Origin of the sequence: Actinoplanes couchii (assembly GCF_016862075.1) — a bacterium.
In the GTDB taxonomy this organism is placed as follows: Bacteria; Actinomycetota; Actinomycetes; order Mycobacteriales; family Micromonosporaceae; genus Actinoplanes; species Actinoplanes couchii.
The window spans coordinates 139,571-158,866 of the sequence record NZ_BOMG01000035.1; the positions used below are offsets into that span (position 1 = coordinate 139,571).

Annotated in this window: 23 protein-coding genes; 7 read left to right on the forward strand and 16 right to left on the reverse strand. The window is 70.4% G+C overall.

Going from position 1 to position 19,296, the window contains the following annotated elements:
* Positions 1-14: 14 nt before the first annotated feature.
* A complete protein-coding gene (locus Aco03nite_RS11870) occupies positions 15-1,268 on the reverse strand; it encodes an NAD(P)-dependent malic enzyme (RefSeq protein WP_373872594.1) in 1,254 nt (417 codons plus the stop codon).
* A gap of 144 nt (positions 1,269-1,412) precedes the next feature.
* A complete protein-coding gene (locus Aco03nite_RS11875) occupies positions 1,413-1,721 on the reverse strand; it encodes a S24/S26 family peptidase (RefSeq protein ID WP_275415859.1) in 309 nt (102 codons plus the stop codon).
* An 84-nt stretch (positions 1,722-1,805) separates the two neighbouring features.
* On the opposite strand from Aco03nite_RS11875, the gene sodN reads away from it, so the two are divergent.
* Complete coding sequence (sodN, locus tag Aco03nite_RS11880; RefSeq protein WP_203795095.1) at positions 1,806-2,210, forward strand: superoxide dismutase, Ni; 405 nt, start codon at positions 1,806-1,808, stop codon at positions 2,208-2,210.
* Positions 2,211-2,369: 159 nt separating this feature from the next.
* A complete protein-coding gene (locus tag Aco03nite_RS11885) occupies positions 2,370-2,768 on the forward strand; it encodes an ATP-binding protein (protein WP_373872597.1) in 399 nt (132 codons plus the stop codon).
* Positions 2,769-2,781: 13 nt separating this feature from the next.
* Here Aco03nite_RS11885 and Aco03nite_RS11890 read toward each other — a convergent pair whose 3' ends face one another.
* Both Aco03nite_RS11890 and Aco03nite_RS11895 read right to left on the reverse strand, forming a co-directional pair.
* Positions 2,782-3,474 (reverse strand): FadR/GntR family transcriptional regulator, encoded by a 693-nt coding sequence (locus Aco03nite_RS11890; RefSeq protein WP_203795097.1) that lies wholly within the window; start codon positions 3,472-3,474, stop codon positions 2,782-2,784.
* A 38-nt stretch (positions 3,475-3,512) separates the two neighbouring features.
* Positions 3,513-3,890: a hypothetical protein gene (locus Aco03nite_RS11895; protein ID WP_203795098.1), complete on the reverse strand. Its 378-nt coding sequence runs from the start codon at positions 3,888-3,890 to the stop codon at positions 3,513-3,515.
* A gap of 71 nt (positions 3,891-3,961) precedes the next feature.
* Between Aco03nite_RS11895 and Aco03nite_RS11900 the strand changes: the two genes are divergently transcribed.
* Together Aco03nite_RS11900 and Aco03nite_RS11905 are read left to right on the forward strand one after the other, a co-directional pair.
* Entirely contained in the window at positions 3,962-4,912 is a 951-nt protein-coding gene (locus tag Aco03nite_RS11900; RefSeq protein WP_203795099.1) for a diacylglycerol/lipid kinase family protein, read from the forward strand.
* Positions 4,913-5,324: 412 nt separating this feature from the next.
* Complete coding sequence (locus Aco03nite_RS11905; RefSeq protein WP_203795100.1) at positions 5,325-5,579, forward strand: WhiB family transcriptional regulator; 255 nt, start codon at positions 5,325-5,327, stop codon at positions 5,577-5,579.
* 762 nt (positions 5,580-6,341) lie between these two features.
* On the opposite strand, the gene Aco03nite_RS54665 is transcribed toward Aco03nite_RS11905, so the two are convergent.
* From Aco03nite_RS54665 to Aco03nite_RS11925, 4 genes are read right to left on the reverse strand one after another with little or no spacing between them, the layout of a single operon-like run.
* On the reverse strand, positions 6,342-7,310 hold the full coding sequence (locus tag Aco03nite_RS54665) for a sirohydrochlorin chelatase (protein ID WP_203795101.1): 969 nt from the start codon (positions 7,308-7,310) through the stop codon (positions 6,342-6,344).
* Positions 7,292-8,056 (reverse strand): phosphoadenylyl-sulfate reductase, encoded by a 765-nt coding sequence (locus tag Aco03nite_RS11915; RefSeq protein WP_203795102.1) that lies wholly within the window; start codon positions 8,054-8,056, stop codon positions 7,292-7,294. The genes Aco03nite_RS54665 and Aco03nite_RS11915 overlap by 19 nt, the downstream gene beginning before the upstream one ends.
* Complete coding sequence (locus tag Aco03nite_RS11920; RefSeq protein ID WP_203795103.1) at positions 8,053-8,208, reverse strand: hypothetical protein; 156 nt, start codon at positions 8,206-8,208, stop codon at positions 8,053-8,055. Before Aco03nite_RS11920 ends, Aco03nite_RS11915 begins: the two co-directional genes overlap by 4 nt.
* The gene (locus Aco03nite_RS11925; protein WP_203795104.1) at positions 8,205-9,887 is read right to left on the reverse strand and encodes a nitrite/sulfite reductase; all 1,683 of its coding nucleotides are present in this window, start codon (positions 9,885-9,887) and stop codon (positions 8,205-8,207) included. Before Aco03nite_RS11925 ends, Aco03nite_RS11920 begins: the two co-directional genes overlap by 4 nt.
* A gap of 358 nt (positions 9,888-10,245) precedes the next feature.
* Here Aco03nite_RS11925 and Aco03nite_RS11930 point away from each other — a divergent pair, with 358 nt between their 5' ends.
* Positions 10,246-11,367, forward strand: coding sequence for a glycosyltransferase family 39 protein (locus Aco03nite_RS11930; RefSeq protein ID WP_203795105.1), 1,122 nt, complete (start codon positions 10,246-10,248; stop codon positions 11,365-11,367).
* On the opposite strand, the gene Aco03nite_RS11935 is transcribed toward Aco03nite_RS11930, so the two are convergent.
* A complete protein-coding gene (locus Aco03nite_RS11935; RefSeq protein ID WP_203795106.1) occupies positions 11,276-12,823 on the reverse strand; it encodes a sensor histidine kinase in 1,548 nt (515 codons plus the stop codon). The two genes, Aco03nite_RS11930 and Aco03nite_RS11935, sit on opposite strands and share 92 nt — an antisense overlap.
* A 15-nt stretch (positions 12,824-12,838) precedes the next feature.
* Complete coding sequence (locus Aco03nite_RS11940) at positions 12,839-13,873, reverse strand: SIS domain-containing protein (protein WP_203795158.1); 1,035 nt, start codon at positions 13,871-13,873, stop codon at positions 12,839-12,841.
* Between the two features lie 215 nt (positions 13,874-14,088).
* Here Aco03nite_RS11940 and Aco03nite_RS11945 point away from each other — a divergent pair, with 215 nt between their 5' ends.
* On the forward strand, positions 14,089-15,561 hold the full coding sequence (locus Aco03nite_RS11945) for a tetratricopeptide repeat protein (RefSeq protein ID WP_239145076.1): 1,473 nt from the start codon (positions 14,089-14,091) through the stop codon (positions 15,559-15,561).
* Here Aco03nite_RS11945 and Aco03nite_RS11950 read toward each other — a convergent pair.
* On the reverse strand, positions 15,558-15,773 hold the full coding sequence (locus Aco03nite_RS11950; protein WP_203795107.1) for a biotin/lipoyl-binding carrier protein: 216 nt from the start codon (positions 15,771-15,773) through the stop codon (positions 15,558-15,560). The two genes, Aco03nite_RS11945 and Aco03nite_RS11950, sit on opposite strands and share 4 nt — an antisense overlap.
* Before the next feature lie 135 nt (positions 15,774-15,908).
* Between Aco03nite_RS11950 and Aco03nite_RS54670 the strand changes: the two genes are divergently transcribed.
* Positions 15,909-15,983 (forward strand): 50S ribosomal protein bL37, encoded by a 75-nt coding sequence (locus Aco03nite_RS54670; RefSeq protein WP_369700219.1) that lies wholly within the window; start codon positions 15,909-15,911, stop codon positions 15,981-15,983.
* 46 nt (positions 15,984-16,029) lie between these two features.
* On the opposite strand, the gene rsrA is transcribed toward Aco03nite_RS54670, so the two are convergent.
* From rsrA to Aco03nite_RS11975, 5 genes are all read right to left on the reverse strand, one after another.
* Positions 16,030-16,284, reverse strand: coding sequence for a mycothiol system anti-sigma-R factor (rsrA, locus tag Aco03nite_RS11955; RefSeq protein WP_203795108.1), 255 nt, complete (start codon positions 16,282-16,284; stop codon positions 16,030-16,032).
* 4 nt (positions 16,285-16,288) lie between these two features.
* Positions 16,289-17,074: a sigma-70 family RNA polymerase sigma factor gene (locus Aco03nite_RS11960; RefSeq protein ID WP_373872595.1), complete on the reverse strand. Its 786-nt coding sequence runs from the start codon at positions 17,072-17,074 to the stop codon at positions 16,289-16,291.
* Between the two features lie 86 nt (positions 17,075-17,160).
* Positions 17,161-17,772: an alpha/beta hydrolase family protein gene (locus tag Aco03nite_RS11965; protein WP_203795110.1), complete on the reverse strand. Its 612-nt coding sequence runs from the start codon at positions 17,770-17,772 to the stop codon at positions 17,161-17,163.
* Between the two features lie 120 nt (positions 17,773-17,892).
* Positions 17,893-18,288 (reverse strand): WhiB family transcriptional regulator, encoded by a 396-nt coding sequence (locus Aco03nite_RS11970; RefSeq protein WP_203795111.1) that lies wholly within the window; start codon positions 18,286-18,288, stop codon positions 17,893-17,895.
* Positions 18,289-18,480: 192 nt separating this feature from the next.
* Positions 18,481-19,158, reverse strand: coding sequence for an SOS response-associated peptidase (locus tag Aco03nite_RS11975; RefSeq protein ID WP_203795112.1), 678 nt, complete (start codon positions 19,156-19,158; stop codon positions 18,481-18,483).
* Between the last annotated feature and the right edge of the window lie 138 nt (positions 19,159-19,296).

Sequence of the window (19,296 nt, forward strand, 5' to 3'; positions counted from 1 at the left end):
GTCGTACCAGCGGGTCAGGCGGGCTGTGCCGCTCCGGTGACCGGGACCGGGGCCACCGCCGGGTCGGGGGACGCGGAGAGCCGGGCGACGCCGTCCTGGATGGCGGCGGCGGCCACCGCGGCGGCGACGGCCGGGGCGACCCGCGGGTCCAGGGGGGACGGCACGATGGCGTCCGGGCGCAGGTCGTCGGCGACGATCGAGGCGATCGCGTCGGCGGCGGCGACCTTCATCCGGTCGGTGATCGTGGTGGCCCGGACGTCCAGGGCGCCCCGGAAGATGCCGGGGAACGCCAGCACGTTGTTGATCTGGTTGGGGAAGTCGCTGCGGCCGGTGGCGACGACCGCGGCGTACCGGTGCGCGACCGTCGGGTGCACCTCGGGCGTCGGGTTGGCCAGCGCGAAGACGATCGCACCGGGCGCCATGCCGGCCACCGCCTGCTCCGGGATGGTGCCGCCGGAGACGCCGACCAGCACGTCCGCGCCGATCAGCGCTTCGGTGATCCCACCCGTACGGCCGGAGAAGTTGGTGGTGTCGCCGATCTCCGCCTTCATGCCGCTCAGATCGCCGCGCTCGGCGTGGATGATGCCGCGCGAGTCGACCACGATCATGTTGGCGCCCGCGACACCCGCCGCGATCAGGGTCCGGGTGATCGCCACTCCGGCCGCGCCGGCGCCGCTGATCACGACCCGCAGGCCGGCGAAGTCCCGGCCGAGCAGCTTGGCGGCGTTGCGCAGCGCGGCGAGCGTGACCACCGCGGTGCCGTGCTGGTCGTCGTGGAAGACCGGGATGTCGAGTTCGGCGTCCAGACGGCGCTCGATCTCGAAGCAGCGCGGCGCGCTGATGTCCTCCAGGTTGATCCCGCCGAACGACGGGGCCATCGCCTTGACCGTGGCGATGATGCCCTCGACGTCCTGGGTGGCCAGCACGATCGGGATCGAGTCGACGCCGCCGAACTGCTTGAACAGGACCGACTTGCCCTCCATGACGGGCATCGCGGCCTTGGGCCCGATGTTGCCGAGACCGAGCACCGCCGAACCGTCGGTGACGACGGCGACCGTGTTCGCGGTCCAGGTGTAGTCGGGGTAGATCGATTCGTCCTCGGCGATGGCCTCACAGACCCGGGCCACACCCGGCGTGTACGCCAGGGAGAGGTCGTCCTTGCTGGCCAGCGGGACTGTCGCGCTCATCGTCATCTTGCCCCGCCGGTGCAGGTCGAAGACGGGGTCGGCGGCGAGGGCGGGGTCGAGTTCGAAACTGAAGAAAGACACGGTGAAACTCCACACTGCATCGACATTGATACGTGGCACCTGCTGAAATCTTGGTCGCGAGTATGCGCCAGGACCGCGGTGCGATGCGGGGATCACCCGGTACAACCACCACCAGCGCGGGTGTGCGCTGGGGATCAGAGGACACTAACCTACCCGGAACGGTCGGGGGTAGTAGCGAAATATCACACGCCCGATGACGTCGGCGACGCCGTGAGCACGGGAATCGTCGGTCACGAACTCGTTGTCACCGATCAGCCACCACCCGCCGTCCCGGGGTTCGGCCGCGCGTTTCACCACCAGCAGTCCGGGGCGGCTGCGGAACTCGGCGACCACCACGTCGCCACTCCTTACCCGCCCGCCACGGCGCACGATCAACGCGTCCCCGGACCGCAGTGTGGGAACCATCGAGGGACCGTGCACCAGTGCGGTGAACAGTGGCAATTGCCATCTCACGGCATCAAGCCTCCGTCGCGTTACGTCCGGGATGTAAGGGGTAGGGTCAAGTCGGATCATCGCAAACTCTTTGGAGGAGTCCTGATGCGACTTCCGCGTTTCCTCACCCCGCGCACCGTGGTCAGTGCCCACTGCGACCTGCCGTGCGGCGTCTACGACCCGGCCCAGGCCCGGATCGAGGCCGAGTCGGTCAAGGCGATCGCCGAGAAGTACCAGGGGAACACCGACCCCGAGTTCCGCACCCGCGCCATCCTGATCAAGGAGCAGCGCGCCGAACTGGTCAAGCACCACCTCTGGGTGCTCTGGACCGACTACTTCAAGGCCCCGCACTTCGAGAAGTACCCGCACCTGCACCAGCTCTTCAACGAGGCCACCAAACTCGCTGGCGCCGCCGGCGCCAAGGGCAAGGTCGACGTGGCCGTCGCGGACGAGCTGCTCGGCAAGATCGAGGAGATCTCCAAGATCTTCTGGGAGACCAAGCAGGCCTGACCACGGGCTTCCTCGATTCACACAGCAGCCGGCCGCCTATTGGGGGTCGGCTGTCGTGTTTTCTCCGGTTTGTGGAAAACAGGCGGTGACCGGGTGGCCCCGTAGCGTCTTTCAGCCGCTACAGTCTCTCCATCGGGAGGAGGGGACCGGGTGACTCAGGTGACGGATATCGAGCCGGACGTCGGAGACGACGTCGTACTACTGACGGTGCCCGCCGACGGCGGATATCTGGGCGTCCTCCGGACGGCCACGGCGGGCCTGGCCGCTCGCCTGCACTTCGCCCTCGACGAGATCGAGGACCTGCGCATCGCCGTCGACGAGGCGTGCGCCATGCTGCTGGCGATCGCCACGCAGAACGCGGAGCTGGAGTGCCGCTTCGCGGTGACCGAGGACGCGCTGACCGTCGAGGTGACGGTCGCCACGGTCCGCGGGGCGAAACTGCCGTCCGAGTCGTCGTTCGCGTGGAAGGTGCTGACCGCGCTCACCACGTCCGCCGAGGCCCAGGCGAACGGCCGCTATGCGACGATCCGCCTGCTGACCCGGCGTACCGACTATTAGTTGAGGGCCTTTTCTAACGCACCGTCTCGGCGATGTAGTCGAGATGGGCCGCCGCCGCGCGCCTGGCGCCCTCGGCATCGCCCGCGGTGAGGCAGTCGAGAATCGCGCGATGGTCGGCGTCGATGCGTACCCAATAGCCCTCGGGCAGGTCGCCGATCACTTCTTCGCCGTAACTGACCTGGTAGAGCGGCCGTCCGACCAGTTCGAAGAGCGGGTTGCCGGTCGCTTTCGCCATCGCCCGGTGGAACGCCGAATGCGCGGCCATCATCGTGTCGAAGTCGTCAACGACCGGGTCGAAAAGGGCGCTGCGCAATTCCAGGAGATGCGATTCGTCCCGGCGCAGCGCGGCCAGTCCGGCGGCCGGCACCTCCAGTGCCCGGCGTAACTCGAGCAGGTCGGCGAACCCGACCGCGGCCGAGTGGGTGAGCAGGGCGAAGCCCGTCGAGAGCCCGTCGGCCAACTGCTCGGCGTCGGGGTGGGAGACGAAACTACCCCCGGTGACACCTCTCGTGGTGACGATGAGGTGCTGGCTGGCGAGCAGGCGAAGAGCCTCACGCACCGTGCTCCGGCTGACGCCGATCTTGACGCACAGTTCGGGTTCGGGTGGGAGGCGCTCGCCGGGCTGCAGTCGCCCGGACGTGATCTCCGCACGCAACTCGTCGGCTAGCTGCTGATAGGCGGGCGGGCGCACCGTTGAGCCGGTCACCCGTTCAGGTTAGGCCCTGATGAGCGCCCCGAGACCCGCTAATCGACGCCCAACGCTCGACTACTCGGTGGCACCAGCACCAGAGCAGCGGTCACGGCGCCCAGAATCAGCAGCCCGATGCCGGCCCAGAGCGTGCCGTACTGCACCAGGAAACCGCCGGTGGCCAGCACGAACAGCTGCACCACCACGGCCGGCCCGCGGGCCCGGACGGAACGCCGGCCGAGAGCGCGCGCGACCAGGAGAACCACGGCCGCGGCGAGGGCGCACATCACGGTCAGCGAGGCGGCGATCGCGATGATGACCTCATCGCGAGTCAATTCCAGCACGATCAGGTACGCGGTGAGCACAGCGAGCCCGGCGCCCTGCAGGTAGAGGAGCCGCACTCCCCAGTCGAGGGTGGCGGCTTCGGTAGTCACGGGTTTCTCACCGGTCACTGCTGCACCTTACCCATACCCTGATCACACCGATCCCGGATACAGTGCCGCGCATGCGAGCGCTGCTGGTGGTCAATCCCCGGGCTACGACGACCAGCGAACGCAGTCGCGACGTCCTGGTGCGGGCGCTGCACAGCGCCGTCGACCTGACGGTCCGTTACACCGAACGCCGCGGGCACGCCACGGCGCTGGCCCGGGACGCCGCCACGGACGGTTTCGACGTGGTCGTCACGCTCGGTGGCGACGGCACCGTGAACGAGGCGGTGAACGGGCTGCTCACCGCGCCGTCCGCCTTCGCCGACCGGCCCGGCACTCCGGCCGACCGGCTGCCGGCGCTGGCCGTGGTCCCCGGCGGTTCCACCAACGTCTTCGCCCGCGCGCTCGGGCTGCCCCGCGACTGGGTGGACGGGACCGGCGTGATCCTGGACGGGCTGCGCGACGGCCGGTACCGGGTGATCGGTCTCGGTCGCGCCGATGATCGCTGGTTCACCTTCACCGCCGGGCTCGGCTGGGATGCCGCCACGATCCGGCGGGTGGAGCAGGCCCGGCTCCGCGGCCGGACCTCGACGCCGTTCCTCTACCTGCGGGCGATGTCCGGCCAGTTACTCGCCGGGGCCGACCGGAGGAATCCGCCGCTGACCCTGGAGTACCCGGGTGAGACGCCGGACACCGGGCTCAGCACGGTCATCGTGCAGAACACCGCGCCCTGGACATACCTCGGCGACCGCGCTGTCCATTTGAATCCGGACGCCTCGTTCGATCTCGGGCTGGATATCGCCGCACTTCGGAGGCTGACCATTCCGAGCAGTGCCCGGACCGTGACAGAACTCGCGTGGCGGGCCGATGATCCGCGAGGTAAACAGGTGTTGCGCCGACATGACGTCGCGGAGTTCACGGTCGTGGCCTCCCGGCCCCAGCCCTTCCAGCTGGACGGCGACTACCTAGGGGAACGACAGAAGGTGCACTTTGTGTCCGTCCCCTCGGCACTACGTGTGGTCTGCTGACTTCGGGGTAGGTGTACCGGACAGGCGCTCACGATCCGTTACAGAAACCGGGTTAAAAGGTCGGCGAAGTGGCCGGGACCGTACTACATTGATGGGAGCGTTCGTCAACCGGCTCGGCCGGGAGCGGCGGAACCGGACATATGGGTGCGTGAGCCAGCTCACCCACCGGGAGAAACTTCCGGCGCTACCCTTGACATCGCGTGAGTTCGTGAAAGCATTCACAAGCGATAAGAAGTAACCGGTTGCTGCTTGTGCGCGTTCCTAATACAGAAGCGCAGAAGAGCTACCAAACACAAAAGCTTGCTGACGCATCGGTGAGCGTACGGGCACAAGCCGTCGCCGACCACTGCGCTCGCATATAGGTAAACAGCACTGTTTTCATTACCCCATCCGAAACAAGGAGTTTGCCGCCATGGACTGGCGTCACGATGCGATCTGCCGCGACGAGGACCCCGAGCTGTTCTTCCCGATCGGGACGAGTGGGCCGGCGCTCCTGCAGGTCGAGCAGGCCAAGGCCGTGTGCCGGCGGTGCCCGGTGACCGAGGGATGCCTTTCTTGGGCACTCGAGTCCGGACAGGACGCCGGCGTATGGGGCGGGATGAGCGAGGATGAACGGCGCGCCGTCAAGCGCCGCGGCGGCCTTCGGGTCGGCGCTCCCACCGCCTGAATCAATCCCCCACACAGCATTTGCGCCCCGGGCCGGTCGGCACGGGGCGTCTTGCTGTTTCCGGGCACTCACCCTGCGTTCTCATTCCACAGTGCGCTAATGCGATCACGGTACGTTTAGCCGGATCCACGAAATGATCTCGAAATTCCGATCGAGACGCTTTGAGTCGCGACTCCGGCACACTCCGCAATGGACGATCACGATTCACTCTCTTCCTTTGCCGAATCGTCGCACAACGCAGAGTGATCAACACCGAGAGTGACGGCGTGATCTCGCTTCCCGCAGCCGCCGCCGAGATTGACAGCCACCTCTCAGCCGGCGGCGTCCTGAGGGCCGCTACGCCCGCCGAACCCGCCACCCCCACCCCGGGACAGCCCGGCCGGGCGCTGACCGCACACAGTGGATCTCCGCCCCGCAGAAGCCACCTCTGACCGGCAAGCCACCCCACGCGGGCGAGGTGGGCACGGGCAAGGAAGGGCGCGGGCGAGGTGAGGCGCGGGCGAGGTAGGGCGCGGGCAAAGCCGCCGCGGGCGAAGTGAGCGCGGGCAAAGCCGCCGCGGATGGGGTGAGCGCGGGCGAGGTGAGCGCGGGCCGAGGTAGGACGCGGGCGAGGTAGGGCGCGGGCAAAGCCGCCGCGGGCGAGGTGAGCGCGGGCATGGGCCGCCGCGGATGGGGTGAGCGCGGGCATGGGCCGCCCGGCGAGGCGGACGGACGGACGGTGTGGAATGGGAGCCGGGATCTGGCCGCGGTGGCCAGCTGGAGTCAGGCCGCGGTGGCCAGCGAGCGCGGTAGGACCGACTCGACGCGGGACGCGATCAGGTGTACCAGCTCGGGGGCGTCGCCCAGCGGGGGTGCCACCGCTACCGCGCCGGCTGCCCTGGCGGCGTCCATCGCCGCGTCGTAGAGGAGGCCCGGCGCCAGGAAGTAGGCGGCCACCCCGATCCGCCGGGCTCCGGATTCACGCAGACGGGTGACTGCCTCGTCGGCCCGGGCTCCCGGGCCGGAGGCGAAGCAGACCTCTGCCGGCAGGCCCAGATGCCTGCCGAGAGACGCTGCCGCGTCGGTGACGGTCTGGCGGGCGGCGTCGTTCCTGGTGCCGGCGGCCGCGAGCACTACCGCGTCCAGCCCCGCGGCGGCCGGGTGGCAGTCCCACCCGGCAGCGCCCGGCCCCCGTCCCGGATCAACCGCGTCCAGCCCCACGGCCAGCGGGTGGCAGTCCCACCCGGTAGTGCCCGATCCCCGTCCCGGATCAGCGGAGAACAACAGGCATTCCGGTGCGGCCTCGAACAACCGACGGCCGGCACCGGGAGCGGAGGAACGAGTGGTGGCGTCGGACGGCGGGGAGTGGACGGGCGTGGCCGCGGACAGGCGGCGGGTCAGGGCGGCCAGCAGCAGCGGCGACGCCGGGCCCAGGACGTCGGTGGCGGTCACCGTCAGCGGTAGCGTGCCCGCCTCCTCGACCACCGCGGGCAGGTCCACCCGCCCGTGGTAGGCGGCGGTCAGCAGCAGCGGCACCAGGACCGCCCGGGTGCCGGGCAGAGCGGCCAGGACGTCGAGGGGCCGGGGGCCGGCGTGGTCCAGGTACGACGGGCGGACCAGCCAGTCGGGGCGGGCCCGCTGGACGGCCCGGGCCAGCGCCGACGTGGACGCGGCGGCGCGGGGATCACGGCTGCCGTGGGCCACCAGGACCACGGCCGGCCGGTGATCGCCGATCAGACGTGCAGACCGCATTCGGTCTTCTCGAACATCGCCCAGCGGCCGGCCCGCGGGTCCTCGCCGGCCTTGGTGCGGCGGGTGCACGGCCAGCAGCCGATCGACCCGTAGCCCTTCTTGAACAGCTCGTTGACCGGCACGTTCCACCGGCTGATGTAGGCGTCGACGTCGTCCTGGGTCCAGGCGGCGATCGGGTTGACCTTCACCTTGCCCTTCTTGGCGTCGAACGCGACGACTGGCGTGTTGGCGCGGGTCGGCGACTCGTCGCGGCGCAGGCCGGTGGCCCACGAGTCGTACTCGGCGAGGGCGCGCTCCAGGGGCTCGACCTTGCGCAGGAAGCAGCACTGGTCGGGGCTGCGGGCGAAGAGGCGGGGGCCGTGTTCGCCATCCTGCTGGCCGACGGTGAGCCGGGGCCGGATCGAGCGGACGTTGACGTTCATCGTACGGACGACGGTGTCCCTGACCTTGAGGGTTTCCGGGAAGTGCAGGCCGGTGTCCAGGAAGACCACGTCCACCCCGGGGGACACCCGGGAGAACAGGTGGGCGACCACGGCGTCGGCCATCGAGCTGGTGACGCAGAAGCGGGAGCCGAAGGTGTCGGTCGCCCACTTGGCGATCTCCTCGGCCGGCGCGCCCTCGAGAGCCTCGGCGGCGGCGAGGGCCAGGGCCTCGAGTTCCGCGGGTTTCCGGCGGGTGAGGTCGGCGCCGGCAGCGGGTTCACCGAGGCTGATCAGGCTCAGACCGGAGGCGTTGAGAAGACTCATTTGGCCACTCCCTTGGACAGCAGACCGATGAACTTGATCGAGAAGACGCGGGCGCAGGAGTGGCACTCCCACGCGCCGTGCGATGCCTCGTTGGGACGCAGGTCCTCATCCCCGCAGTAGGGGCAGTACATCGGGGCCTGTCGCTCGCTCATTTCAGGAGCTCCTCTTCGGCGCGGAGCACCCAGTTGGAGAACGTCTCGCCGTCGGAGCGGCCGTCCAGGTAGTGCCGGGCGACGCGTTCCACGTACTCCGGAAGCTCTTCGGCGGTGGCCTTGAGACCGCGGACCTTGCGCCCGAAGCCAGCCGTCTCGCCCTTGGCCATGCCGAGGGCGCCGCCGAGGTGGATCTGGAAGCCCTCGACCTGCTCACCATGTTTGTTCATGACGAGCTGGCCCTTGAGGCCGATGTCGGCGACCTGGGTGCGGGCGCACGCGTTGGGGCATCCGTTGATGTGGATGGAGAGGTCGGCGTCGAAGTCCTTGAGCCGGTCCTCCAGCCGGGCGACCAGCTCCTCGCCGCGGGCCTTGGTCTCGACGATGGCCAGCTTGCAGTACTCGATGCCGGTGCAGGCCATGGTCCCGCGGCGGAAGGCCGAGGGACGGGCCTCCAGCCCGATGGCCCGGAGGCCGGTGATGAACGGTTCCACCTGGTCGTCGGCGATGTCCAGAACGAGCAATTTCTGGTACGCGGTGAGCCGCACCCGGTCCGACCCGTGCGCCTCGACCAGATCGGCGAGCTTGCTGAGCTGGGTTCCGGAGGAACGGCCGACGACCGGGGCGGCGCCGATGTAGTTGCGGCCGTCCTGCTGCTTGTGCACGCCGATGTGGTCCAGCGGCTTCTCCGGCAGCTCGGGCGCCGGGCCGTCGAGCAGGGCCCGCCCGAGGTACTCCTTCTCCAGGACCTCGCGGAACTTCTCCACGCCCCAGTCGGCGAGCAGGAACTTCAGGCGGGCGCGGTGCCGCAGCCGGCGGTAGCCGTAGTCGCGGAAGATGCCGACGACACCCTCCCAGACGTCCGGGATGTCCTCCAGCGGCACCCAGACGCCGAGCCGCTCGGCCAGGCGCGGGTTGGTGGACAGGCCGCCGCCGACCCACAGGTCGAAGCCGGGGCCGTGGTCCGGGTGCACCACACCGACCAGGGAGATGTCGTTGGCCTGGTACGGCCCGTCGGGCAGCCAGGAGATGACCGACTTGAACTTGCGGGGCAGGTTCGAGTAGCGGGGGTCGCCGACATAACGCTTGACGATCTCGTCGATGGCCGGGGTCGCGTCGATGACCTCGTCGACCGCCACACCGGCGACCGGGCTGCCGAGCACGACGCGGGGGCAGTCGCCGCACGCCTCGGTGGTCTGCAGTCCGACCGCTTCGAGACGGCGCCAGATCTCCGGCACGTCCTCGACCCGGATCCAGTGCAGCTGGATGTTCTGCCGGTCGGTGATGTCGGCGCTGTCCCGGCCGAACTCGGTGGAGATCTCGGCGATGGCGCGCAGCTGGGCCAGGTTCAGCGAGCCGGCGTCACAGCGGACCCGGAGCATGAAGTACTCGTCCTCGAGCTCCTCCGGCTCCAGCACCGCGGTGCGGCCGCCGTCGATCCCGGCCTTGCGCTGGGTGTAGAGCCCCCACCAGCGGAACCGGCCGCGCAGGTCGGCGGGGTCGATCGAGGAGAAGCCACCGTGCGCGTAGATGTTCTCGATCCGCGCCCGGACGTTCAGCGGGTTGTCGTCCTTCTTGCTGCGCTCGTTGGGGTTGAGCGGCTCGCGATGTCCGAGCGCCCACTGACCCTCACCACGCGCCTTACGCGGGCGGGCGGCGGCAGTGTTTCCAATCGCCATCTCGGCGGTCCTCCGGGGTTCGTGAGCGTTTCGTGGGCGTGACGATCCGCTCACGGCCCTGGGAGGCTCGTGACATCTGTGTCAGGAGTGGGCCCGGCGGTCGAGCACCCGGAAAATAGAAATCGGGCGTCGTCAGAAAGCCGGACACATGGCGCTGCGGACACGGCCGTAGTCAACGTGGCGGCGGGCCACGAAGCGGCGGTCAACAGCAGCGGTCATGTCGGCAAGCCTCTCACGCCCGGCGATTCTCGGCCAGCGCGGTCCAGATTTCGGGAGTGTGCCGTGTTACACAACGCCAACATCTTGTAACAGTTGGCTTCTAAGCTGTATCGCCACCCGCGGTTACCATGCCTGCACGGTGAGAAATCGATTCTGGTCCTTGGCCCCGTCGCTCCTGCCCGGCGTCGCGATGCTGGCGATCGGGCGGATCGGGCTGCTCACCCCACTGCCCGGCCCGGACGAGGGCACCGGCGCCGCGAGCGCCGCCATGATCATCGATCTCGGTCGTGACCAGGACTCCGGGCGGCTGGCCTACCATCTGTTCCTGCACTACTGGACGGTGCTGACCGGTGACTCCCTCGCGATGCAGCGCCTGCCGTCCCTGATCGCCGTCGCGCTGGCCGCCGCCCTCACCGGCGAACTCGGCCGCCGGCTGCTCACCCCCGGCGCCGGGCTCTGCGCCGGACTGCTGCTGGTCTCGCTGCCGATCGTCAACCGGGCCGCCCAGGGCGCCGAGCCGTGGGGGCCGGCGCTGTTCCTCGCGACACTCGCGACCCTGCTGCTCTACCTGGCGATGGACCGGCCCGGCTGGGTGCGCTGGCTGGGGTACGGCACCGCGGTGGCCCTGACCGGTCTGGCCCACCCGGCGGCGCTGCTGATCCTGGCCGGGCACTCGTGGACGGTCTTCTCCCGGTGGCGGCTCAGCCGGGAACGCGCCCTGTTCTGGTGGTTCCCGGTGACGGTGCTGTCCCTCGTACCGCCGGCGCCGTTGCTCTCCCTCGGGGTGCGCCAGCACACCGGCCTCTTCACCTGGCATCCGGGCACGCCCTGGGACCTGGCCCGCGCCGCCCCCGCGGAGTTCTTCGGCTCGCTCACCGCCGGGCTGGTGCTGATCGGCCTGGCGCTGGCCGCCCGGTGGACCGACCGGGAGCTGCTGCGCGAACTGACCGCGCTCGCCGTGCTGCCCCCGCTGCTGCTGCTCGCGGCGTCGTTCCTGACCGGGCCGCTGCGGGCGCCCCGGCACGTGCTGATCGCCCTGCCCGCGGTGGCGCTCTGCGCGGCGGCCGCGGTCCGCGGGTTACGGCTGCGCACGCTGATCGCGGTGGTGCTGGTGGCCGCGCTCGGCGTCCCCGGGCAGCACGCCGTCCGGCGGGCCGACGGCCACCTGGTCACCGCGTACCGAGCGGCACCACCAGGACCGCCTCGGTGCCGCCGCCGGCCCGGTTGCGCAGCTCGATGCTGCCGCGCAGCTCCCCGGTAGCCAGCGCCCGGACGATCTGCAGACCGAGCCGCTTGCCGCCCTCGGCCTTGAACCCGTCCGGCAGGCCCTGACCGTTGTCGGCCACCGTGACGTGCAACTGCTTGCGGAACCGGTGCGCGGAGACCACCACCTCGCCGGGGCTGTCCGGGATCACCGGCTCGGCATCGTCGTCCTCGGGCGCCGGGAACCCGTGCTCCACCGCGTTGATCAGCAGCTCGTTGAGCACCATCACCAGGGAGGTCGCGATCTCGGCCGGGAGCACCCCGAACGTGCCCTCGCGGCGCATCCGGACCGGGAAACTGGTGGCGGCGACCTCGGTGGCGGCGGTGGCGACCCGGTCCACGATGCCGTCGAACTCGACCGCCTCGTCACTGGACATCGAGAGGGTCTCGTGGACCAGCGCTATCGACGCGACCCGCCGCACCGACTCCTCCAGCGCCATCCGCGCCTCCGGGGCGTCCACCCGGCGGGCCTGCAGGCGCAGCAGCGCGGCCACGGTCTGCAGGTTGTTCTTCACCCGGTGGTGGATCTCCCGGATGGTGGCGTCCTTGGTCATCAGCGCGCGCTCCCGGCGGCGCACCTCGGTCACGTCCCGAACCAGGACCAAGGCGCCGATCGGCACCCCGGCGGGCAGCAGCGGCAGCGCCCGGGTGAGCACCGTCGCGCCGCGCGCCTCGATCTCCATCCGGGCCGGGAACTCGCCGCGCAGCGAGGACAGGATCCGCTCGGCGGCGTCGTTGCCCTCCAGCGGGTCGCCGGACAGCCGGCTGGACAGTTTCGCCAGCTCCTCGCCGACCAGGTGGGCGTTGAAACCGAGCCGCCGGTACGCCGACTGCGCGTTGGGGCTGGCGTAGGTGACCTTGCCGGACGCGTCCAGCCGGATCAGCCCGTCGCCGACCCGGGGCGCCGAGGTGATCTCCCCCGGGTGCCGGGGCGGCGGGAACGTGCCGTCGGCGACCATCTGTGCCAGGTCGTCGGCGGTGGTCAGGTAGTTGAGCTCCAGCTGGCTGGGGGTGCGCGCGGTGCTCAGGTTGGTGTCCCGGCCGATCACCGCGATCACCTCGCTGAAGCCCTCCTCCAGATCGGTCTCGTCCCGGCGGCGCACCGGGATGGCCTCGTGGCGGGCGGGGGTGTCCCCGTACCAGACCGGGTCGCCCTCCCGCCAGATCCGCTCCTGGGTCAGGGCCACCTCGAGATGCGCCACCTCCGGCCCGCCGACGATCTTGCCGACCTGGTCGTCCTGGTACGCGGTGGGCGCGGTGACCGGCCGCACCTGGGCGACGCAGAGGAACTCGCGGGGTTTCCGCGGATCCCCCTTGATCGGCACCCAGAGCAGCAGGTCGGCGAAGGACAGGTCGGACAGCAACAACCAGTCGCCGGCGAGCCGGTGCAGGTGGTCGATGTCGCCGGCGTTGAGGGTGGTGTGCTCCTCGACGAGATCACGCAGCGTGGACACGAGCCCAGCTTATTTCTAAAGCGTGGTGGTTACCTTCTTCAGGCCCCGAGGAGAGTCGGGATCTTCGCCACGTGCCAGGGCCAGCGAGAGCGCCAGCTGCTGCAGCGGCAGGATGTCCAGCAGCGGCGAGTAGCGCTCGTCGACGGCCGGGACGGCGAGCCGGGCCGAGGCGCCCGGCACGTCGGCCGCACCGATCGTCACCACGTCGGCCCGCCGGTCGCTGAGCCGGGTGACCACGTCGCGCATCGACTGCCCGCCGGGGCCCTCACCGACGACCGCCAGCACCGGCACGTCCGGGTCGGCCATCGCGAGCGGGCCGTGCAGCAGGTCGGCGCCGGAGAAACTGAGCGCCGGCAGGTACGACGTCTCCATCAGCTTGAGCGCGGTCTCCCGGGCGGTCGGGTACGCATAGCCCCGGCCGGTGGTGACCAGGCTGGACGCGAACCGGTAGCGCTGGGCCAGCTCGGTGGCCGACGGGTCGGTCAGGGTCTTCTCGGCGAGCCGGGGCAGCTCGTCGAGGGCGGCCCGCTCCTCGGCCGGCAGGTGACCGTCACCGGCCCGGATGCCCTCGACCAGCATCAGCAGCGCGAGCAGCTCGGCGGTGTAGCTCTTGGTGGCGGCGACCGCCCGCTCGTGCCCGGCGACCACGTCGATCGACAGCTCGGCGGCCTGCGCCAGCGGCGACGACGGGTTGTTGGTGACGGCCAGGGTGAGGGCGCCGGTCTCCCGCGCCACGCTCATCACGCCGGCCAGGTCGGGGGATCCGCCGCTCTGGCTGACGCCGACCACCAGCGTGCCGGTCAGGTCGGGGCGGGCGCCGTAGAGGGTGATCGCGCTCGGCGAGGCGCTGGCCACCGGCAGGCCCAGCCGGATCTCGGCCAGGTAGGCGGCGTAGAGCGCGGCGTGGTCGGAGGTGCCCCGGCCGACGAAGAGGATGCTGCGCGGCGCTCGGCGGGCGACCTCGGCGGCCACCGCGGCGATCGCGCCGGCCGACTCCGTCTCCAGCAATCGCGCGAAACCGGCCGGTTGTTCCGCGATGTCCGTGGACATCCCCAAGCCTCGCTGCGTCACGAGAATCCTCCTTTTGCTCGTTAGGTGCTCAGTCTTGCAAGAATCAGCTCGAAGAGTCAAGGTTTCGTGCACTAACGCGCAAACGCGAGGACTGACAATCGACCGCGGTTCCCATAAGGTCTTCACTCGTGGATTCCCCCTCGGCCCGCCGTGATGTCGCGCGCGCTCGCGAAGCCCTCGAGCGCGGTGAAACCATGCAGGCGGCAGGCCATCTCGCCGCCGCTCTGGGGCACGCCCCAGCCCTCCCCGAGATCCACGAACTGCTCGGCCGGCTGGCCGTCCGGTCCGGTGGCGGGCTGGACCTCTTCCCGGTGGAACCACACGCCCCGGCCGGCCGGCTCGCCGCCCGCGCCCACCTGCTCGCCGCCGCCGGGCGCCCCGAGGAAGGCCTGCCCCTGCTCGCCGCGGCCAGCGGCACCACCCCGGCACAGCACTGGGCCGGCGTCCCGTGGGTGGCCGACCCCACCCTCGGCCCCCGGATCGAGCCGGGCCTGCTCGCCCGGACCGTCATGCGGCTCTGCACCGCGGTCGGCGATCCCGCGCCGGCCACCACCGTGACGTCGCTGCGGCCGTACCTCACCGTGGTCCGGCACGCCGTCGACGCGCACGGCGAGCACGCGATGCTGCTCGGGGCCGGCTCGGCGCTGGCGCGCCGGCTCGGCGAGGTCCGACTGGCGGTGGAATGGGCCGGGCGGGGCGCTCGGGCACAGCCGTCCAAGCTGGGCGAGATCTGGTTGGGGTACGCCTACCGCAGCGCCGGCCGGATGCCGGAAGCCCTGGCCGCTCTGCGCCGGGCCGTCGCCTACGACCCGGACGACCTCTCCGTCTACGCCGACGTGGCGGCCACCCTGGCCGACCTGGGCCGCCTCGACGAGGCGCTGCGCTGGACCGAGCTGGCCCTGGAGCGCGACCCGGACTTCGACTGCGTCGTGCACACCGCGCACCGGCTGCGCCACCGGGCCGACGGCGACGTCGAGCACCTGGTCGCCCTGGCCGACTTCGTCCGCGACCACCCGGACGACGCACACGAGCACACCGACCTGGAGGAGTGCTGCCGCAACGCGGCGTGGCTCGGCGGCCTGCCGTCCGGGACACCACTGCCGGCCGGCCGGGCGCCGGTCAACGCGCAGCCCTCCGCCGACGCCCTGCACCGGCTCCAGCGGGTCTCCGGCCCGGCCTGGCCGCACCCGCCGGGCGCCTACGACCGGGCCCTCGGCCTGGTGCTGGTCGAGCCGTGGGAGCTGCTGGCCCTGCTGGCCCACCCGGAGACGGCACGGGCCGAGCAGCAGGACGGTCTGGAGGTGTGGGCCTGTCTCGGGCTGCTGCACCACGGCACCGACGAGCCCTGGCTGGACTCCAGCCGCCGGCGTCTGCTGCTCGGGCTGCTCGACGGCGAGGTCGACCGGGTGACCCAGGCCGCGCTCTTCGCCATGGTCGCCTATGCCTGGGTGGATCCGGAGGCGCGCGAGGACGTCGCCGCCGTGGTGGCCGCCCGGCTCACCGAGACCGCCTCCGGGGCGAACGCGCGGGCGGTCGCCGAGCTGGCTCTCGCCGCGCCGGGCCTGGACCGGCCGACCCGGGAGCTGGCCGCGGCCACCATCCGGGTTCCGGCCGCCCCGCGCCAGCGCGGACGAGGCCGCTCTTTACTGCGCTGGCGACGCGACTAGCTGATCACCGCGATCAGATCGCCCTCTTGCACCACGTCGCCCTCGTTGACCTTGAGTTCGGCGACCGTGCCGTCGTGCTCGGCCAGCACCGGGATCTCCATCTTCATCGATTCGAGGATGACGAGCGTGTCCCCCTCGGCGACGGTGGCGCCGGGCGCCGTCACGACTTTCCACACGTTGGCCACCATCTCGGCCCGGATCTCGTCCGCCATGGGTCCAACCACCTCCCTCATCAGCTTCCGGTGAGGTCATCAAATCACGGATCGGGCGCGGGTAGGTCCGGCCCGGCGCGGCGGGCCCACTACGATCGGCAGCGGAGTTTCACGCACCACGGAAGGAGTGCCGACATGGCGAAGAAGGCCCGTAAGAAGAAGGCCCGTAAGAAGAGCGGCGCGAACCACGGCAAGCGCCCCAACAGCTGAACACGCGAAAGGCCCGGCATCAGCCGGGCCTTTTCGTTTCGTGCACTCAGTGCGGGGTCTCGAGCTGCCCCAACTTCAGGCGCAGCCGCTCACGCAGCTCCTCAGGTGCGCGCTCGTCCCCGCAGCAGCGGCCGACCAGCGCCTTCACCTCGTTCTCGATGCCGAACTCGCGCACACACTTCGAGCACTCGGCCAGGTGCTTCTGAATCAGGCTGCGGCGCTCCTCCGAGCACTCCAGGTCGAGGTAGAGGTAGACCTCGCCGAGCACGGCGCTGCAATCGGTGTCCTCGTGCTGCCCCATCTCGTCACGCCTCCTGCGGCTCGGACGTGGCGGTACGGGTGATGCCCCGGTCCGCGGCGTAACCCTCGAGCAGCTTGCGCAGGTTGCGCCGGCCGCGGTGCAGCCGGGACATGACCGTGCCGATCGGCGTGCCCATGATGTCGGCGATCTCCTTGTACGAGAAACCCTCGACATCGGCGAGGTAGACGGCGAGCCGGAAGTCCTCCGGCAGGGACTGGAGCGCTTCCTTGATGTCGCTGTCCGGCAGCCGGTCCAGCGCCTCGGTCTCGGCCGACCGCAGACCCTGCGACGTGTGCGACTCGCTGGACGCGAGCTGCCAGTCGGTGATCTCCTCGGTCGGCGCCTGGACCGGCTGACGCTGCTTGCGCCGGTACGAGTTGATGTAGGTGTTCGTCAGGATCCGGTAGAGCCAGGCCTTCAGGTTCGTGCCCTGCTCGAACTGGTGGAACGCGGAGAACGCCTTGAGGAACGTCTCCTGCACCAGATCCTCGGCATCGGCCGGGTTGCGGGTCATCCGCAGGCCGGCCGCGTACAACTGGTCGACGAACGGCAACGCCTCACGCTCGAAGCGCGCCCGGCGCTCGTCCGTTCGTTCCTTCTGGGCCACCCTGGCATCTCCCCTCGACCGCCCCGCCGAGGATACGGGCAACACCCGTGCAACGCTCTCCAAAACCGCGGGTGTGCTGACGCTCACCGTAGAGGTGGCGGGCCACTCGGGCGACTCCAGCAGGCTCCGAACCCTGGTCGCCTCCCGACCGCCACGCTCGGCGTATTCGGTACCGGCACGCACTTGAGAACCCCTTCCCGCCGACATCTTTCCAGCACCGACAACGCCGGGGACGGGGCTCGACATTCCCTTGTGATCTTTCAGCGGATTCACAGCGCCCAGGAATAGCGCCGCAGCCACTCCAGAACGGTCTCCACCGTGCCGGGCAGCCCCTTTCGCAGATCGTGCACCGCACCCGGGCGAATCGCCACCTCGACCACGCCACCGGCCACCGGCACCCCGAACGGGTCACGATCCCCGTTCACCACCAGGGTCGGCACCTTCTCCGGCAGCTCACCGGCCCGGCTCTTCTCCGGCTTGCCCGGCGGGTGCAACGGAAAGGCCAGGGCGAGCACCCCCGCGGCGCCGACGGTGGTCGCGGTCCGGCACGCGACCCGCGCTCCGCTCGACCGGCCGCCCACGATCAACGGCACCTGCGCCGGTACGCCCAACTCCCGCACCACAGTCGTCCACGCCTCGTCCAGATGCCCCGCCGGAGCGGGCGCCCGGCGGCCGGCGACCCGGTAGGGCTGGGTGACCAGAGCGACCCGCACGGCAGCCGCCACTGCCGCGTCGTGCACCGCCACCAGATCGGGAGCATCCACCCCTCCCCCGGCGCCGTGGCCGAGGACGAGCATGCCGCGCACCGGCCCGACGGGGTCGGTCACGGTCACCGCGGCGGGGCCGCGTGGAGTCTCGATCTGCAGATCAGTGCTGGTCACACCGAACGTTCTACCCGCGGCCACCTCTGCCGCCGCACCGGTGCCCGGTCTTTCACCCACTGACCGGTGCTCGCCCTTTCACCCGCTGACCAGTGCTCGCTCTGACCAGTGCTCGCTCTTTCACCTGCTGAGCGGGATCAGCGTCAGCAGCCGGCGGTCCTCGTCGTCCGGCGTACCGTCGATCTCGTCGCCGTTGGCCTCGATCCGCTCGCGCCAGGCGACCAGCATGGCCCGGCGCTCCCGTGGCGTGGTGCCGCCCCAGACCCCGTGACAGTCACCGACCTGCAGTGCCCAGGCGAGACAGGGGCCCTGCACGTCACAGGTGCCGCAGAGCGCGACGGCGCCCCCTGATGGCTCGTTGGGCGCGGGAAAGAACGTCTCCGGATCAACGCTCCGGCAGGCGCCCCGCGTGCGCCAGGCCTCATCGGTGCTGCGTTGCGCGATCGCTTCGAGCAGTCGCGGGTCACGTCGCGCGATGGCCACCTCGTGCGGACGCGGCATGCGTGCTCGTGTCATCAGCCCACCTCCCCCGTGGGACCGGAACTGCATGTGGCGGCCGGGCCGCACCTTACGGTCCAGCACCACTCCGGCGCTGGTTTGTACCGCAGGCTACAAGATCAGAACAAGGGGGTTATCTATCTTTAAACAAAACTTCCTGTTCAGAATGCTCACATATCACGACAAAGATTCTCGTTGATCTTTGAGAGTTCAAAAAAGCGTAACTTTCGTGTCCGCATCGATCAGCTCCGGACCGTTGTTGCGCACATTGCCGACCGCCGGGCCGACCGGGCGCACCTCGATCGCGTCCAGATCACTCGCGGACAGCGGGCGCAACAACTCCGCCGCGTCCCCGCCACCGGCCAGCCAGTCGCCCCAGCGGTCGGCCGGCAGGATCAGCGGCATCCGCTCGTGCACCTTCGTCAGCCCGCCCAGCGCGGCCGTGGTGATCACGCTGCAGGTGAGCACCGACTCCGGCCCCCACGCCGACCAGATCCCGGCGAACGCCAGCGTCGAACCGTCCGCCGGGGTCATGTAGAACGCCTGCTTCTGCTTGCCGTCCCGCACCCACTCGAACCAGCCGTCAGCCGGAACCAGACAGCGGCGCTTGGCGAACGACGGCGCGAACGACCGCAGCTCGGTGACCGTCTCGGCACGTGCGTTGATCATGCGGCCGCCGGCCTTCAGATCCTTGGCCCAGTGCGGGACCAGCCCCCAGAGCGCGGTGTCCAGCACCCGGCCGTCGTGCTCGGCCGACATCCGGACGAGCGGAACCGCACTGGTGGGCGCGACGTTCCAACTGGCACGCAACGGCTCGGCCACATCGACCGCCTCGAACAGCTGGCTCAGGTCGGCGTTGCTCTTGGTGGTCGCATATCGCCCGCACATAAGCGGCAGGTTACGCCGCCCACAAGCCCCTCGTCCGCCCCGAAACCCCCGACCCGGCACCACCACCCACTCGCGCCGATGGGCCGAACCGGGCGCCCGAAGGACAGCGCTGCCGGCGGGCCGGATCAGGCGGATCGG